This window comes from Halobacillus sp. BAB-2008, from assembly GCF_000328325.1.
Lineage (GTDB): Bacteria > Bacillota > Bacilli > Bacillales > Halobacillaceae > Halobacillus.
Window position 1 is genome coordinate 23,502 of record NZ_ANPF01000078.1, and the last position, 15,547, is coordinate 39,048.

A 15,547-nucleotide genomic window follows, 5' to 3' on the forward strand; every position below is an offset into this window, starting at 1 on the left:
AATGGAATATGTGGAAATACATAACAGTGGAGGGTTTACTATGAAGAAGTGGTCCCTATTCCTCTTCATCCTGCTGATCATGCTTGCTGCATGTTCCGAAACGAATGGACAGGAAGGACAGGAGAAAGACCAGAAAGCAGAAGAAAATGTACAGACGTCTGATGATTCCGGGCAGACATCCGAAGATGAAGCCGACAAGGAGGATTCAGAAACCAAAGAGGAAGCGGAAGAAGCGACGGCCGATACAGCGCCTCAGTACGAACTTACGGGAAACTGGTCGTTTCAGCCGATCGGGGATGCCAATCCGAAAGTTGCTCTGCTGACCTTTGACGACTCTCCCGATAAACATGCGGTTGAAATGGCCCGGCTGCTGAAAGAGAAAGGCGCACCGGCCATTTTTCTTGTGAATGGACACTTCATCGATTCGGAAGAAGGGAAGCAGAAATTAAAGGAAATTTATGAAATGGGCTTTGCCATTGGGAACCATACGGCAACACATGCCAACTTGAAGGACCTGACAGAAGAACAGCAGAGGGAAGAAATTGTGAGCGTCAGTGATACCGTGGAAGAAATAACAGGCGAACGGCCGAAGTTCTTCCGTGCACCTTTCGGCTCCAACACTGATTTCTCCAAGCGTCTGGCGGAAGAAGAAGGAATGCTTGTTATGAATTGGACCTACGGCTACGATTGGGAGAAGCAGTATCAGAATCCGGAAGCTCTTGCTGACATCATGGTCCATTCCGAATATTTGAATGACGGGGCCAACCTGCTTATGCACGACAGGGAATGGACATATCAAGCGCTCGGTGATATCGTCGATGGTCTCCGGGAAGAGGGCTATGAGCTCCTCGATCCTGCACTAATTCAAACGCCTTAAGAGAGAACGAACCACATAATGTACAGGCTGAAGACCATCTCCGGATGGTCTTTTTTTGTCTAAATCTTTTCCGTATCACATATATTGTAGGAAGGAGAAAATTAGTATAACACATTTATTAAAAAGTTATACTTTTGGGCTTGATTTTTCGTTTGTGCCATATTAAAATGAACTTACATTGAAAACGATTACAAATAAAGGGAGTGGATGTAGATGGGTACAATCATTTGTCAAGACTGTCAGAAGGTAATCGAGCATTACGATAATGAGAAGGTGGCTACTCTTTACAGCACATGTCCAACATGCAATAAACCGAAAGAACAATAGGGGATAAAATAAAAAAGAACCAAGCGCCGGAAAAGGCGGCTTGGTTCTTTTTTTTATTGAAATGCTTTCTGTTCCCTGATAACGTGGATGGTTTCCAACGTGTCATCCTCAGGACCCTGTACAGGGAGACCAGCTTCCATATTCTCGTGAATGTAATCGACGTTCTCTTTGGTAATGATCTCACCAGGGATGAAAATCGGAATGCCTGGAGGGTACACCATAACGAATTCGGCACTGATTCGTCCGACAGCCTCTTTCAAAGGCATGGTCTCCGTTGTGGAGTAAAAAGCTTCCCGCGGCGATATCGCAAGTACAGGTATATCCGGCACCTTCACCTTAGCGTTTGCCACTTCGACGGCAGAGGAACGCTCCTCAGCCAATTGACAGAGGGCGTCGATCAATTTGTCGACATCCTCTTCCCGGTCGCCCGGGGTGATGATACACAAAATATTGTAAAGATCGGAGAGTTCGACTTCGATCGCGTAGTGTTCCCGCAGCCATACTTCCACGTCGTAACCCGACATACCAAGTTTCTTAACGGATATGATCAGCTTCGTAGGATCGTAGTCCACTGTGGCATGACTCGTGAGGATCTCCTCTCCAGGACAGTAAATGGATGGAATATCGTTGAGCCTCGTTCTTGTTTCGTCTGCCAGGCGGAGCGTTTCTTCCATCAGCTTACGTCCGTTGACAGCTAGATGTCTCCGTGCTGTATCTAAGGAAGCGAGCAGGATATAGGAAGTTGATGTCGTATGGAGCATCGAAAGGATCGTCTGAACCCGTTCATGTGATACAAGGCCTTCCCGAAGGTTCAATACGGAGCTTTGCGTAAGCGATCCACCGAGCTTATGGACGCTGGTTGCAGCGAGGTCTGCACCTGCCTGCATCGCAGACAGTGGCAGACGCTCATGGAAGTGGATATGGACCCCGTGTGCTTCATCGACAAGGACGGGAATGTCATACCCGTGAGCGATCTCTACTATCTGCTTCAGATCCGCCGTGACACCGAAATACGTAGGATTAATTACGAGTACACCTTTAGCATCGGGGTGGGCTTCGATGGCTTTCTGCACGGCCTCCGGAGTGACCCCGTGGGATATACCGAAGCGTTCATCCAGTTCCGGGTGTACGAAAATCGGCCGTGCACCGGAAAGGATGACAGCAGTCGTAATGGATTTATGGACATTCCGTGGGACGATGATTTTATCTCCAGGCTGGCACACGCTCATGATCATCGTCATGATCGCACCGGAGGTCCCCTGGACAGAGAAGAATGTATAGTCTGCACCAAACGCTTCTGCTGCAAGGTCCTGTGCCTCTTTAATCATGCCCTGCGGATGATGTAGATCATCCAGAGGTTCAATGTTGATCATATCTATGGACAGCGCATTCTCTCCAATAAATGCCCGGAATTCTTCGTCCATTCCTTTTCCGTTCTTATGACCGGGAATGTGGAACGGTGTCGGTTTTTTATCTCTATGTTTCTTGAGCCCTGTGAACAGGGGCGTCTCGTGTTGGTTCATAGTAAAAGCTACACCTCTTTACAAATAGAAAAGCAAATGAATTATAGCAGAGGAGGGGGATAACTGGCTAGTGTTTTATGTATCCTTTTTCCAACCATGATAAAATGGGAAGGAAAGGAGCGGATGGATGTGAGATGGTCGACACGTGTTACCGAACTGCTTGGCATTACATATCCGATTATTCAGGGGGGGCTTGCACACCTGGCATATTCAGAACTTGCATCAGCAGTTTCCGAGGCAGGCGGTCTTGGACAATTGACAGCGATGAGCATGGAAAGTCCGGAGGTATTGAAAGAGGAGATCGGGCGTATGAGGGAGAAGACGGCACGGCCGTTCGGTGTCAACTTCGCTATCGGTCAGCACGGCAGGCCGTACGAAGCGATGGTGCAGGCGGCAATCGATGAAGGCGTCCCAGTCGTATCGGTCACAGGGGGTAATCCTAAGCCTGTCCTTGAAATGGTTCAAAAACATGGGGTGAAGACCCTTGTGCTTGTGGCGTCCCGCAGGCAGGCGGTCAAAGCAGAACAGCTGGGCGCCGACGCGGTGATGGTGGTGGGTCAGGAAGGGGGAGGGCATCTTGGGCGTGATGACGTCGGAACGATGGTCCTGACCCCGCAGGTGGTGGACTCTGTCAAGATCCCGGTTATTGCATCAGGCGGGATCGGCGACGGACGTGGATTAATGGCCGCTCTTTCCCTTGGTGCAGAAGGCATAGAAATGGGGACGCGCTTCATCGCAACAAAAGAATGCACCCTCGCCCATACTTCTTATCAGCAGGCGCTTGTGGAGGCTGACGAAACGTCAACGACCATTGTTAAACGAAGTCTTCAAGCACCTGCGAGGGCATTGAAAAATGAGTGGACAGCACGTATTCTGGAATTGGAGGCAGAAGGAGCGGGGTATGACGGTTTGAAGACGTTCATCGGGAACGAAGCGAACCGCGCTTTTATTCATGAAGGAAAAGAAAGTGCAGGATTCGGCTGGGCGGGTCAGGTGGCCGGCCGAATCAGCGATGTACCGACAGTCGAAGAACTTTTTGACCGCATGCTTAAGGAAGCGGCTGATATCCGTACCCGCTTCTGTCCGTAAATAAGGAGGATTGTTTTATGAGTTATACGTATCCAATCGATGAAGTTCACTGGTCCAAGGAGGAAATCATCGATGTTGTCAATTTTTACAGTTTAGTTGAGAAAGCATACGAGAACGGGGTGAAGCAGGAGGAACTGCTCCTTGCTTATACGAGATTCAAACAGATCGTCCCTTCGAAAAGTGAAGAGAAGACGCTTTGCGGCAAATTTGAGAAAGAATCCGGCTATTCCTGTTACCGGACGGTGAAGGAAGCGCGTTCCAAGCATCCGGAAGATAAAGTGAAGATGTAAAGGAAAGGGCGCCCCAATGGGGCGCCCTTTCCTTATTTCTATAACTGCTCATTGAATTCTTCAGGCCAACTGTTTCGTTGCCTGGTAGAGTGGTTCAAGCGTTTGGAACGTCTCTCTGCACAATTCGAGGAAAGCTTCCCCGTCCTTCAAGCGCAAGTCCCCCCGTTCCAAATGACGGCCGCAGAGAATCTCCGCTTTCTTCACGGACTGAAGCCGCTCTGTCATGCTTAAGAACTTCTCCTCATCGACCTCGCTGTGAGGGATGGCATCCGGTTTCGTATGATCGATCGACCATACGAAATCATCCGGTATTTCCTTTAAGATAGCTGCTTTACTATGCTCGAGCTTTCTTCCGAAGTCCTCTTTAATCGGGCTCTCGTAGATGACGGCGAACCAGATGAACACGTGGGTTTCCCACAAGCCGATTTGAAAATGCGGCAGTTTTTTATAGCCGCGTTTGTTGGATGCAAGGGCTGCCCACGTATCGTTCGGCGGGTTCGTTTTCCGGCGGGCATGCTTCGCAACGTGAACGAACATCTCGTCACCAGTCATAGCAGTCACATCAGGGGCAAGGTCTGTAGCAATCGCTTCCAGTTTCGGGGAAATCCTGCCCCGCAATGCCTCCATTCTATTTTCAAGTCCTGGAATGGAAAAGACGTCGAAATCTTCCTGGGTGAATCCGTGGAACGTACTCATTCTATTAACACCTCCGGTTAGTTCGGTCTTATTTTACCACAACACATCCGCTTTACTAAGCGATGTGTTCGTCTGGTTTGAACGTTGTAAAAATGGGTTACATATAAGTAATCTAACTGAAACTTCTGTCGCAAATGTCACATATATATATAGTAAGGATTTGAAAGGGAGGGGTTTGGCAATGAAACATGTCATGGAAGCGTTGCGTAAGCGAGAAGCAGAAGAGAAGCTCCCGGTGATCCGTATGGAAATTGATTACGAACTGGTCTCCTTACATGATGCGATTCTTGCGGGAGATCAAGAGCAGATGAAGAAGACGAAAAAACGTCTCTCTGAACTTCGTAGACAACTGATTGAATGGTCCATATAGACCGAGCGGCGATTTCCGTTGCTCGCTTTTTTTTGTTTGGAAGGAGGACAAGGACTCCCGGCGGCATTAGGGGAGAGCCTATTTGATGCATTTCCTGTCAAATTTTGATAGGATGGAGGGTGACACTTAGAGAAGGGGTACGATGATATGGATCAACAGATGAAGAATAAGATTTATGATCATGCGAAGGCATGGATCTATGAAGCAGGCGAAAACATCCGGGCTGGAATCGATTCACCTAGATCCATCGAAACGAAATCAAACCCGAATGACCTGGTAACCGAAATGGACCAACAGACGGAGAAATTTTTTGCGGAGAAAATAAAAGAAACCTATCCGGACCACCTGCTTTTCGGAGAAGAAGGCTTCGGAGATGATATCAAAGATTTGTCCGGAACGGTATGGATCGTCGACCCGATTGACGGTACGATGAATTTCGTTCACCAGAAAAGGAATTTTGCTATTTCCATCGGAATCTATTCAGAAGGTACCGGTGAAATAGGCTTGATCTATAACGTGATGGAAGATACTTTGTATGCAGCAAAGCGTGGGGAAGGGTCGTATAAGAACGAAACCCGTCTCCCACAATTGAGCGGGGAACGTCCATTAAACCAGTCGATCCTGGCCTTAAATACGACGTGGCTCCTACCTGAGAATCCCTACGTGGAACATAAAGGGATGGAGAACCTTGTTAAGAAATTGCGGAGCACAAGGTCTTACGGCTCTGCTGCTTTGGAATTCGCATTCATGGCGGAGGGAATTATGGACGGTTATTTGACGATGTCTCTTATGCCTTGGGATTACGCTGCCGGTGCCATCCTCGTTAATGAAGTGGGAGGGACCGTAACGAAAGCGGACGGGTCACCTCTTGATTTGTTAAATAAAACGACTGTCCTTGCATCAAGAGCGAACATTCATGAAGAAATTCTTGAAGGATATGTCCTTTTGAAATAAGAGTAAAAAGAGCGGCCTCGGATTCGAGACCGCTCTTTTTTATGCGTGTTCCTGCTGTAGTTTACGTTTTCTTCGCAGGCCGACGCTCATGATCGCGAAGCCGAGCAGGAAAAAGGCACCCGCAAGCCAGAAGACCTGCTGGCCTAAGGCAAACCCGACAGCGACAAAGGACAAGATGACAAGCAGGGCCAAAAAGCCGTTGCTCCATTGAAAATTCTTCACAAAGACTCACCTCAATTCTTCTCTATTATATAGGATTTGTCTAAATAATGAAAATGCTGTCATGGGTAGCTTATCCTGGATAAATTTAGTATGATGGGAAAGTAAGGAGCCGAACTAGTGGAGGAGGGACTTCATGAGGGACATGTCTACATTACCGGTCCCCGCCGATCTGTGGCCGGTAGCGGATTTCTTCTTCCGGGGGCTGGGAAGTGAAGTCAACTTGAATGATGAAACAGAAGTGGGAATGTTGTTTCGTTCGTTTTTATTATTATATTTGACCGTCGTGTTGCTGGCGATCGCGACTTTCAAGCTTGGATTCGCAAGAAAACTGCCTGTATTGAAGACGATTGTCGTATACGGGGTGCTCGTCATCGGTACCTTCATACTGACTCTTCTGTTAGGGTTGAACTTGCCGATTCCGGAAAGTCTGATGGTGGCAGCCCTTATTCTCGGTGTTTACCGTGTTCGTCTTCACAGGGAACGCAGGGAAAGAGCCGGGAGAGAGCCGTCCTGATATGGAAAGAGCCCGGGTGCAGGCACCCGGCTCTACGGTTCTATAGTTTACTTCAGCTTAAATGCTTCTCTTTCTTTCTCTCCTTTTGAAAGCGGAAAGAACCGGAAGCGAGCCGTTTTTTCGTGTTTTTTTCAATGCGATCGTGGCATGATTGACACATGTACGTGTGAATCCGCCTGTTTCTCAATCGCTTCGCCTGTAAACAATAACTGTCGATTTTTTCAATCTTGTCGCATATCACGCATTGTACACGCATCTATTTCACCTCTATCTTTCAAAACGATTACATATAGTTTAACATATGATGGCAATTTAAAATAGATGCAGATTCCACGTTTGATTGGACAGGTGGTTGGGAAATGTAAGAAAAGAAGTCAAGGAAAGGGTGGTTGGATGAAGAAACGTTGGATTTTTACCGCAGTTGGAGCAGTAGCAGGAGGAACACTTGCTTATTTCCTGAAAGATGAGGATAACCGCAAGCAGGTAAAAGACAAGGCAAAATCCATTCAAGGTACGTTCACCTCCAAGGATGATATGCCGATTGAGGAAGCCGGTAAGCCGGAAGTCTCTCATTTGGAAAATGCGGACATGGTGTCCGAAGGCTCTCAGTTCGGTGTTCAATACTACAACGAACTAACAGAGAAGGAAAGAGAGATCCTGGAAAGAAGTAACAGCTAAATCCTTTACGGATTTAGCTGTTTTTCTGTTAATGATCCTTCGACTGTTTCTTTTGGACATCTTCCAGATTCTCTTTTTTATCTTTTGGTATCGTTTCTTCGTTTGTATTTGTTTGCGGTTTTTCGTTAATCGGACCTTCGGGCATGTACCTGGCGACAATCTGGCTCAGTTCATCCGTCACACCTTCGACCGGATGTCCTTCAGCAATCTTTCTGCCAAGTCCTCGAAGGCGTTCGACCCCGTCTGCATCGGCAATGACGGCTGCCTGCTTGCCGTACGGATCATGCTTGAGCGCTTCAGCGACGGAATACTTAATGACCCCGACGCGGGAGCGGTCCAAATCCTTGTCCACATCAATGCCGACGGCTACATAGTTACCAAGTACGATCGCTGTCGCATCATGGACGTCAGGAACCTCTACGGCAATTTTCGCCAAATGCCGGGCTGCCTGCTGGCTCGTTAAGTTCTTTCTTTCCACCGGATCCGAGTCCGTCACATATTTCAGTTCCGTCTCACCCTGTCGTTCCTGAAGCAGCGACTCTTCACCGGATTGCTGCTGACAGGCGGCTGTAAACAGCAGCGCAGTTGTCAATAGAAGTTTTTTCACTGGAAACACCACTTTTTTTATTTATAGCCTGTGATTTATGGTGGATAATATGCAAAAAGGACAGCTGTATCAGCTGTCCAATTGTTTACTTCAATTCAATTTTTTTGATGCCTTTGATCGGTTCGGATCGATTGGAACCATCCTGGAAATACAGATGGACCGGCCCTTCTTCTTGGAGCGGCTTTCCATTCTCTGCGAACAGCAGGTAGGCGTGCTTCAGAACATCGGCATCGACGACGTGTTCTCCTGAAGCCGTATGTAAAGCGGCCTGTGTGACTTCTTTTTCCGGCTCACTCGTCTCGAGGAACGGCTGGATCGGCATAAGGAACGTACCGGTCAATATCCGCTGTTTCTCATATCGGTTCAAGCTCTTGTTCACCGGTGGGTTAATTTTCTGTTGGTAAACTTCTCTGTCAAAGCGTAGGGACTTGCGTTTTAGTTCGTCTTCTTCTTCCGATTGTGCCCGTACTTCATCCGGTTCGAATATTTCGTCGAACGTCATCTTCCGATCATCGAAGATCCATACGGTAGGATCCAGAGTGATCGGGAATTTTACATTTCCTGCTATTTGGACAATCATGGCGAAGCCACCTTTCGAATAGTAAAAAAATTCATGCATAAAAAGCATAGCAAAAAATGAATTCGATTTCATTACAGGGAGGTCCTTTCATTGAAAAAAGATATTACCGAACAGGAATTATCCGGATGGCTGGATAATGTCCGGCCCTATGCCTATGACGGACAAGTAGCCAACTATATCCCAGCCTTATCACGCCAGGACCCCGAAGATCTGGCAGTTGCCATCCATTATGTAAATGGAGAATCGGTGGAAGCAGGTAAAACAGAGGTCCGGTTCACTTTGCAGAGTATTTCCAAAGTGATTGCACTTGCGCTTGCATTGATGGATAACGGGGAATCCTACGTTTTTGACCGTGTCGGAATGGAACCGACGGGGGATCCATTCCACTCGATCTACCGTTTGGAACAAATACCTTCTAAACCGCTTAACCCAATGATTAATGCAGGAGCGCTTGCGGTTACAAATATGATTCACGGAGACACACCGGATGAGAAAGTGGGGAGGCTGCTCAGTTTCATGCATGAACTGACGGATGATCACTCCATTACGTACAATGAGGAAGTTGCCGGCTCTGAATTTGAAACAGCCTTTCTCAACCGATCCCTCCTTTTCTATATGAAGCAGCATAGAATTGTCACGGGAAGTGTGGAAGAGACACTCGATGCATACACGAAGCAGTGTGCGATAGAGGTCAATGTCTGCCAGCTGGCAAGAATCGGTGCCCTCCTTGCAAACGGCGGGGTGGATATTCAATCCGGAAGGCGGATTATTCCGAAACACCTGGCCAGAATATGTAAAACATTTATGGTTACGTGTGGGATGTACGATGCTTCCGGTTCCTTTGCGATTAAAGTGGGCATCCCTGCGAAGAGTGGTGTTTCCGGATCGGTGCTTGCTTCCTTAAATCATTTTGGAGGGATAGCGGTTTACGGACCAAGCCTTGATGAGAAGGGAAACAGCGTCGTCGGGCTGAAGCTGCTGGAGATCCTCTCCAACCGTTATGACCTGTCCATTTTTTGACGATGCCAAGCGATTCCAATGTTGCATTTTTTGCGTGTAAACGATAAGATGTTAAAAAGAAAGACATGTATTCGGGAGGGGATTTTGATGTTGTCTGATGTGGCTGTGGATCATCGTGAGAAAGCCTATGCCCTTCTTAAAGCTGATGCTGATAAAATTCTACAGTTGATTAAAGTACAGATGGACAATCTGACAATGCCTCAGTGTCCACTTTATGAAGAGGTTTTAGATACACAGATGTTCGGTTTATCCAGGGAAATCCACTTTGCGGTCCGGCTGAACCTGATTAGTGATGAAGAGGGAAAACAGCTGTTGGATAATTTGGAAAAACAATTGAATGTACTGCACGAGGCTTCTCAAAAGTCTTGATTATCAACTCAAATTACGACAATACTTGTTGTAGTTTGAGTTTTTTAGTTTTTAAAAAACAGCGCACGGATAACTGCCATCCATTGGAAAAGTCAAAAAAGCAGGAAAAATAGGTTCCTATGTAGTAAAAGTAACAGAAAGATCATCCATTGCAGATTACATCTAGAAACAGACATAGTAAATGATAGAAATGGAGAGTGGGACTATGGCACAAGTGAAAAAAATCAACAAAGTTCTTGTAGCGAACCGTGGGGAGATCGCGATTCGTGTATTCCGCGCGTGTACGGAACTGAATATCCGTACGGTCGCCGTCTATTCTCAGGAGGATACAGGCTCCTATCATCGGTATAAGGCGGATGAAGCCTATCTTGTCGGGGCAGGTAAGAAGCCTATTGATGCTTACCTGGACATTGAAGGAATCATCGAAATCGCGAAAAGTGTTGGAGTAGATGCCATCCACCCGGGCTATGGCTTTCTATCAGAGAACATTCAATTTGCCCGTCGATGTGAAGAAGAGGGAATTACGTTCATCGGCCCGACCAGCGAACATTTGAGCATGTTCGGGGATAAGGTGAAAGCCCGTTACCAGGCGGTTCAAGCGGATATTCCCGTCATTCCCGGGAGCGATGGTCCTGTAAGCGGTTTGGATGAGATACGAGCCTTTGGTGACAAACACGGCTATCCGTTAATGATCAAGGCATCCATGGGCGGCGGCGGCCGGGGCATGCGGATCGTCCGCAGTAGAGAGACCCTGGAAGATTCTTATGACCGTGCCCGCTCGGAAGCGAAGGCTGCCTTCGGAAGTGATGAAGTATATGTAGAGAAGCTGATTGAAGAGCCGAAGCACATCGAAGTGCAGATCATGGGGGATCATGAAGGCAACGTCATCCACTTATACGAGCGTGATTGCTCTGTCCAGCGCCGTCACCAGAAGGTGGTGGAAGTGGCTCCGAGTGTTAATCTTTCAGATGATCTCCGGGAGCGGATTTGTGCTGCAGCGGTTAAATTAATGGACAATGTCCAATATGTCAATGCTGGAACAGTTGAGTTCCTTGTTACCGGCGATGACTTTTATTTTATAGAAGTAAACCCTCGTGTTCAGGTAGAGCATACGATCACAGAAATGATTACAGGTGTGGATATCGTCCAGACCCAAATTCTTTTAGCGGAAGGGTACGGACTACATAGTGACCGGGTCAGCATTCCTCATCAGGATGAAATCAAACCGCACGGTTACGCGATCCAGTCCCGTGTTACGACAGAGGATCCGTTAAACAACTTCATGCCGGATACAGGGAAGATCATGGCTTACCGGTCCGGAGGAGGTTTCGGGGTTCGTCTCGATGCAGGGAATGCGTTTCATGGTTCCGTCATTTCCCCTTACTATGATTCCCTGCTTGTGAAGTTGTCCACATGGGCACTGAGCTTCGATCAGGCAGCGAATAAGATGGTCCGTAATTTGAAAGAGTTCCGGATCCGCGGTATTAAAACGAATATTCCTTTTCTTGAGAATGTCGTTCAGCACAAGCAGTTCCTGTCAGGCGAATATGATACCACCTTCATCGACCGTTCACCGGAACTATTTGTATTTCCTAAGCGGAAAGACCGTGGTACGAAGATGCTTTCCTATATTGCCGATCGGACGATCAACGGTTTTGAAGGGTACGGCAACCGGAAGAAACCTCCATTTCAGAAGCCCAGGGTTCCCGAAGTCAAATACTCCGAACCTGTGCCGGAGGGATCAAAGCAAATTCTTGATGAACGCGGCCCGGAAGGACTTGCTGAATGGCTGAAGGAACGGAAGGATGTGCTCCTCACCGATACGACGTTCCGTGATGCTCACCAGTCGCTCCTTGCCACAAGAGTAAGAACGAAAGACCTTGAAAACATCGCAGAGCCTACTGCACGCCTGCTTCCAGATTTATTCTCCTTGGAGATGTGGGGAGGAGCCACCTTTGATGTATCTTATCGATTCCTCAAAGAAGATCCTTGGGAGCGTCTATTAAAGCTGCGTCAAAAAGCACCGAACGTATTGTTCCAAATGCTCCTTCGTTCATCCAACGCGGTCGGATACAAAAATTATCCGGACAACCTCATCCGTGAGTTCGTGGAGAAAAGTGCAAATGCCGGAATCGATGTATTCCGTATTTTCGACTCTTTGAACTGGGTGGAAGGAATGAAGCTGACCATAGATGCGGTGCGTGAAAGCGGCAAAGTAGCAGAAGCAGCCATCTGTTACACAGGAGACATTCTCGACGAAAGCCGTCCGAAGTACGATCTGAATTACTATAAGCGGATTGCCAAGGAATTGGAAGAGGCTGGTGCCCACATTTTAGGAATCAAGGATATGGCAGGGCTGCTTAAGCCGGAAGCCGCTTATCAATTGATCACAGCTCTCAAAGAGACGGTGGATATTCCGATCCATCTTCACACGCATGACACGAGCGGAAACGGCTTATTTACCTATGCCAGAGCGGTAGAAGCGGGTGTTGATGTAGTAGACGTTGCCGCAGGATCGATGGCCGGATTAACGTCACAACCGAGTGCGAACAGCCTTTATTATGCTTTGGAAGGCAGCGAAAGAAAGCCTGATGTCAACATCAAAGCTTATGAAGAGCTCGGGAAGTACTGGGAAGATATCAGAAAGTATTACCAGGATTTTGAAAGCGGTATGATGGCTCCACATACGGAAGTTTATGAGCATGAGATGCCAGGGGGGCAGTACAGCAACCTGCAGCAGCAGGCGAAAGCCGTCGGGCTTGGGAACAGATGGGAAGAAGTGAAGACGATGTACCGTCGTGTAAACGACATGTTCGGTGATATCGTCAAGGTAACACCGTCATCCAAAGTGGTCGGAGACATGGCCCTTTACATGGTTCAAAATGACTTAAACGAGGATGACGTATATGACAAAGGGGACACGCTTGACTTTCCGGACAGCGTGGTAGAGTTGTTCCAAGGCTATCTTGGACAGCCGTACGGTGGGTTTCCGCAGGAGCTCCAGCGTATTATTCTTAAAGGGCGGGAACCGATTACCGTACGCCCGGGAGAATTGCTGGAGCCGGTAGATTTCACGGATCTGAAAGAAACGCTGTTCCATAAACTCGACCGTCCGGTGACCAGCTTCGATATGATCAGCTATGCTCTTTATCCGAAAGTGTTCATGGATTATCATGGATTCACGGAACAGTACGGAGACATGTCTGTACTTGATACGCCGACATTCTTCTACGGAATGCGCCTCGGAGAGGAAATCGAAGTAGAGATCGAACAGGGAAAAACATTGATCGTCAAGCTCGTTTCTGTCGGAGAACCCCAGATCGACGGAACCCGCGTTATCTATTTTGAGCTGAACGGTCAGCCGCGTGAAGTCGTTGTACGTGATGAGAATGTGAAGGCGGCTGTTGATGAGCGTCCGAGAGCCGATAAATCAAATAATAAACATATAGGAGCGAGTATGCCTGGTACAGTCGTCAAAGTCCTTTCCAGCAAAGGAGAAGATGTAAAGAAGGGGGATCATCTGATGATCACCGAGGCCATGAAGATGGAAACGACGGTTCAAGCTCCATTCGACGGGAAAATCAAAGATGTTTATGTATCCAATAACGATGCGATTCATGTAGGAGATCTCCTCATCGAATTTGAATAAGATAAATACGTGTCCCTAAGGGGGCGCGTATTTTTTTGATGGCAGAGGCTGCTTTATAGATCTACGATTATTTCTTGGTCATCTTGGATAGGATGGTAGGTGGAGATCCTCTTCGCGGTACTGGGAAGCTTCGGATTCGAAGCTTATGAGTGCCTCATTGAAAAATTCACAAATTCGTCACAAAATAATAAAATTCCTCTGTTTAAATAGATACGATAGCGATTACATGATACAATTTATTTGATGTTTCCTGTCATTAAATTACTTTTCTAGCAAGAAACAGTTTCTTTTTTACATGCTTGTTAACATTGGTGGAAGCAGTAAGAATTTATCTTTATTCCATCCGGTTCAAGAAGCATGACCGACCTTAATCTGTCATCCTTTAGACTTTTTTATTTTTCAACTTGCGGAACCGCTTTCGTGAGTGATTCTCCATGATACCTTCACCGATTCTTCCAAATTTCATCCGACAGGAAGTGGAAGATGACAGAGCTTTGTTCACACCTATTTGCATACGATTGTTGGAAAGAGGCACGATATCACTAGTCCTGCATGAAAGATTTACCTCTGCTGTTGAAGAATACCTACATAAGGCTTTGAACTAAGCCGGTTACCGGGTTTTCGTTTTTATGGCCGGTCCTTATGGATCGGGCTTTAAAATATAATTTGTCACTATAAGAGAAAGAGAGGTATTGCGCATGAGAGGTTGGACGAATAAGTTCCGTTCTTTCCTTTTACTCGGTTTTCTTACCGCGTTCCTTTCCGGATGTGGAGAAGAGAACCTTAGTGCCTTGAAACCGAAGGGGTATGGAGCGGAATTATTATTGGATCTTATGTTGATCAGTATTGCGATCATGATCTTTGTTTTTGTGATCGTTATGGCCATTTACGCCTTCGTTCTTATCCGTTTCAGGGAAAAGAAAGGACAGGAACACGTCATTCCGAAACAGACGGAAGGCAACAAGGCGCTGGAAGTGATCTGGACAGTCATTCCAATCATCCTTCTGCTTGTCCTGGCCATTCCTACCGTACAAGCGACTTTCGATCTTGCTGATCAATCCACTCAAGGGGATGAAGGGGTTGTGACGATCGAAGTCACCGGGAACCAATATTGGTGGCATTTCAATTACCCGGATCAGGAAATTGCCGTCAGTCAGGAGCTCTACATCCCGACAGGCGAGCGTGTCTACTTAAATATGAAATCCAGTGATGTCATCCACTCCTTCTGGCTTCCTTCCATCGCTGGAAAGATGGATACGAATCCAGGAGAGAATATGAACACCATGTACTTAGAAGCTAATGAAGAAGGGGTCTACTGGGGACACTGTGCCGAGCTTTGCGGCCCTTCCCACTCTTTGATGGATTTCCGCGTGGTGGCGGTCAGTCCGGATGAGTACGATCAGTGGGTGGAAGACATGCAGAATATTGATCCGGAAGCCGCTCCGGAGACGACATCCGCTCAGGATGGTCAGAAACTTTTCAATGATAACTGTATGAGCTGTCACGCTATCGGTGGAGCGTCTGCCGGTGTGGGGCCGAATCTGGCTAACTTCGGTAATCGGGAGAAGATTGCCGGTATATTAGAGCCTTCCAAGGAGAACCTCGTCGACTGGATCGTACAGCCGGATGAAGTGAAGCCTGGAAACCAGATGCCGTCCGAGCTTGTTACAGAAGATGAGGCAGCTGATATTGCCGATTACTTATTACAATTGCAGCACTCTGACGTGGGCAGTGATGTTCCGACACAGAGTGAGGACGAGTGATTCAATAATTGATAGAGGT

At 47.3% G+C, this 15,547-nt stretch carries 18 protein-coding genes; 12 read left to right on the forward strand and 6 right to left on the reverse strand.

Annotated features, from left to right (window positions below):
• Positions 1-40 precede the first annotated feature (40 nt).
• Both D479_RS16120 and D479_RS20320 read left to right on the forward strand, forming a co-directional pair.
• Entirely contained in the window at positions 41-877 is an 837-nt protein-coding gene (locus D479_RS16120; protein WP_008639087.1) for a polysaccharide deacetylase family protein, read from the forward strand.
• Positions 878-1,090: 213 nt separating this feature from the next.
• Positions 1,091-1,204 (forward strand): GapA-binding peptide SR1P, encoded by a 114-nt coding sequence (locus D479_RS20320; RefSeq protein WP_008639088.1) that lies wholly within the window; start codon positions 1,091-1,093, stop codon positions 1,202-1,204.
• A gap of 53 nt (positions 1,205-1,257) precedes the next feature.
• On the opposite strand, the gene D479_RS16125 is transcribed toward D479_RS20320, so the two are convergent.
• Complete coding sequence (locus D479_RS16125; RefSeq protein WP_008639089.1) at positions 1,258-2,727, reverse strand: aminotransferase class I/II-fold pyridoxal phosphate-dependent enzyme; 1,470 nt, start codon at positions 2,725-2,727, stop codon at positions 1,258-1,260.
• 96 nt (positions 2,728-2,823) lie between these two features.
• Here D479_RS16125 and D479_RS16130 point away from each other — a divergent pair, with 96 nt between their 5' ends.
• Both D479_RS16130 and D479_RS16135 read left to right on the forward strand, forming a co-directional pair.
• The gene (locus D479_RS16130) at positions 2,824-3,816 is read left to right on the forward strand and encodes a nitronate monooxygenase family protein (RefSeq protein WP_081594848.1); all 993 of its coding nucleotides are present in this window, start codon (positions 2,824-2,826) and stop codon (positions 3,814-3,816) included.
• 17 nt (positions 3,817-3,833) lie between these two features.
• Positions 3,834-4,106 (forward strand): UPF0223 family protein, encoded by a 273-nt coding sequence (locus D479_RS16135; protein ID WP_008639092.1) that lies wholly within the window; start codon positions 3,834-3,836, stop codon positions 4,104-4,106.
• A gap of 60 nt (positions 4,107-4,166) precedes the next feature.
• On the opposite strand, the gene D479_RS16140 is transcribed toward D479_RS16135, so the two are convergent.
• Entirely contained in the window at positions 4,167-4,802 is a 636-nt protein-coding gene (locus tag D479_RS16140; RefSeq protein WP_008639095.1) for a DUF1054 domain-containing protein, read from the reverse strand.
• 181 nt (positions 4,803-4,983) lie between these two features.
• On the opposite strand from D479_RS16140, the gene D479_RS16145 reads away from it, so the two are divergent.
• Together D479_RS16145 and D479_RS16150 are read left to right on the forward strand one after the other, a co-directional pair.
• Positions 4,984-5,172, forward strand: coding sequence for a hypothetical protein (locus tag D479_RS16145; RefSeq protein WP_008639098.1), 189 nt, complete (start codon positions 4,984-4,986; stop codon positions 5,170-5,172).
• A 147-nt stretch (positions 5,173-5,319) separates the two neighbouring features.
• Entirely contained in the window at positions 5,320-6,126 is an 807-nt protein-coding gene (locus D479_RS16150) for an inositol monophosphatase family protein (RefSeq protein WP_008639099.1), read from the forward strand.
• Between the two features lie 39 nt (positions 6,127-6,165).
• On the opposite strand, the gene D479_RS16155 is transcribed toward D479_RS16150, so the two are convergent.
• Positions 6,166-6,348, reverse strand: coding sequence for a DUF5325 family protein (locus tag D479_RS16155; protein WP_008639100.1), 183 nt, complete (start codon positions 6,346-6,348; stop codon positions 6,166-6,168).
• 133 nt (positions 6,349-6,481) lie between these two features.
• Here D479_RS16155 and D479_RS16160 point away from each other — a divergent pair, with 133 nt between their 5' ends.
• Positions 6,482-6,862, forward strand: a complete 381-nt coding sequence (locus D479_RS16160; RefSeq protein ID WP_008639101.1) for a YlaH-like family protein — start codon at positions 6,482-6,484, stop codon at positions 6,860-6,862.
• 52 nt (positions 6,863-6,914) lie between these two features.
• Here D479_RS16160 and D479_RS20325 read toward each other — a convergent pair whose 3' ends face one another.
• On the reverse strand, positions 6,915-7,118 hold the full coding sequence (locus tag D479_RS20325) for a YlaI family protein (RefSeq protein ID WP_008639102.1): 204 nt from the start codon (positions 7,116-7,118) through the stop codon (positions 6,915-6,917).
• A gap of 137 nt (positions 7,119-7,255) precedes the next feature.
• Between D479_RS20325 and D479_RS16165 the strand changes: the two genes are divergently transcribed.
• Positions 7,256-7,540 (forward strand): hypothetical protein, encoded by a 285-nt coding sequence (locus D479_RS16165; RefSeq protein ID WP_008639103.1) that lies wholly within the window; start codon positions 7,256-7,258, stop codon positions 7,538-7,540.
• Between the two features lie 28 nt (positions 7,541-7,568).
• Here D479_RS16165 and D479_RS16170 read toward each other — a convergent pair whose 3' ends face one another.
• Together D479_RS16170 and D479_RS16175 are read right to left on the reverse strand one after the other, a co-directional pair.
• The gene (locus D479_RS16170) at positions 7,569-8,147 is read right to left on the reverse strand and encodes a YhcN/YlaJ family sporulation lipoprotein (protein WP_008639104.1); all 579 of its coding nucleotides are present in this window, start codon (positions 8,145-8,147) and stop codon (positions 7,569-7,571) included.
• A gap of 85 nt (positions 8,148-8,232) precedes the next feature.
• Positions 8,233-8,727 carry a hypothetical protein gene (locus D479_RS16175; RefSeq protein ID WP_008639106.1) on the reverse strand — a complete coding sequence of 165 codons (495 nt, stop codon included), beginning with the start codon at positions 8,725-8,727 and terminating at the stop codon, positions 8,233-8,235.
• Between the two features lie 90 nt (positions 8,728-8,817).
• Here D479_RS16175 and glsA point away from each other — a divergent pair, with 90 nt between their 5' ends.
• From glsA to coxB, 4 genes are all read left to right on the forward strand, one after another.
• The gene (glsA, locus tag D479_RS16180) at positions 8,818-9,747 is read left to right on the forward strand and encodes a glutaminase A (protein WP_008639108.1); all 930 of its coding nucleotides are present in this window, start codon (positions 8,818-8,820) and stop codon (positions 9,745-9,747) included.
• 87 nt (positions 9,748-9,834) lie between these two features.
• The gene (locus D479_RS16185; RefSeq protein ID WP_008639110.1) at positions 9,835-10,116 is read left to right on the forward strand and encodes a YlaN family protein; all 282 of its coding nucleotides are present in this window, start codon (positions 9,835-9,837) and stop codon (positions 10,114-10,116) included.
• A 205-nt stretch (positions 10,117-10,321) separates the two neighbouring features.
• Positions 10,322-13,765 (forward strand): pyruvate carboxylase, encoded by a 3,444-nt coding sequence (gene pyc, locus D479_RS16190; protein WP_039871653.1) that lies wholly within the window; start codon positions 10,322-10,324, stop codon positions 13,763-13,765.
• 698 nt (positions 13,766-14,463) lie between these two features.
• Complete coding sequence (gene coxB, locus D479_RS16195) at positions 14,464-15,528, forward strand: cytochrome c oxidase subunit II (RefSeq protein WP_008639116.1); 1,065 nt, start codon at positions 14,464-14,466, stop codon at positions 15,526-15,528.
• The last annotated feature ends 19 nt before the right edge of the window (positions 15,529-15,547 follow it).

Excerpts from the sequence above, each read along its gene's own strand:
- D479_RS20325 (WP_008639102.1), bottom strand. The coding sequence starts at position 7,118 with ATGCGTGTACAATGCGTGATATGCGACAAGATTGAAAAAATCGACAGT.
- D479_RS16185 (WP_008639110.1), top strand. The coding sequence starts at position 9,835 with ATGTTGTCTGATGTGGCTGTGGATCATCGTGAGAAAGCCTATGCCCTT.
- pyc (WP_039871653.1), top strand. The coding sequence starts at position 10,322 with ATGGCACAAGTGAAAAAAATCAACAAAGTTCTTGTAGCGAACCGTGGG.
- D479_RS20320 (WP_008639088.1), top strand. The coding sequence starts at position 1,091 with ATGGGTACAATCATTTGTCAAGACTGTCAGAAGGTAATCGAGCATTAC.
- D479_RS16150 (WP_008639099.1), top strand. The coding sequence starts at position 5,320 with ATGGATCAACAGATGAAGAATAAGATTTATGATCATGCGAAGGCATGG.
- D479_RS16120 (WP_008639087.1), top strand. The coding sequence starts at position 41 with ATGAAGAAGTGGTCCCTATTCCTCTTCATCCTGCTGATCATGCTTGCT.
- D479_RS16145 (WP_008639098.1), top strand. The coding sequence starts at position 4,984 with ATGAAACATGTCATGGAAGCGTTGCGTAAGCGAGAAGCAGAAGAGAAG.
- D479_RS16175 (WP_008639106.1), bottom strand. The coding sequence starts at position 8,727 with ATGATTGTCCAAATAGCAGGAAATGTAAAATTCCCGATCACTCTGGAT.
- D479_RS16125 (WP_008639089.1), bottom strand. The coding sequence starts at position 2,727 with ATGAACCAACACGAGACGCCCCTGTTCACAGGGCTCAAGAAACATAGA.
- D479_RS16140 (WP_008639095.1), bottom strand. The coding sequence starts at position 4,802 with ATGAGTACGTTCCACGGATTCACCCAGGAAGATTTCGACGTCTTTTCC.
- D479_RS16130 (WP_081594848.1), top strand. The coding sequence starts at position 2,824 with ATGATAAAATGGGAAGGAAAGGAGCGGATGGATGTGAGATGGTCGACA.
- D479_RS16135 (WP_008639092.1), top strand. The coding sequence starts at position 3,834 with ATGAGTTATACGTATCCAATCGATGAAGTTCACTGGTCCAAGGAGGAA.
- coxB (WP_008639116.1), top strand. The coding sequence starts at position 14,464 with ATGAGAGGTTGGACGAATAAGTTCCGTTCTTTCCTTTTACTCGGTTTT.
- D479_RS16160 (WP_008639101.1), top strand. The coding sequence starts at position 6,482 with ATGAGGGACATGTCTACATTACCGGTCCCCGCCGATCTGTGGCCGGTA.
- D479_RS16165 (WP_008639103.1), top strand. The coding sequence starts at position 7,256 with ATGAAGAAACGTTGGATTTTTACCGCAGTTGGAGCAGTAGCAGGAGGA.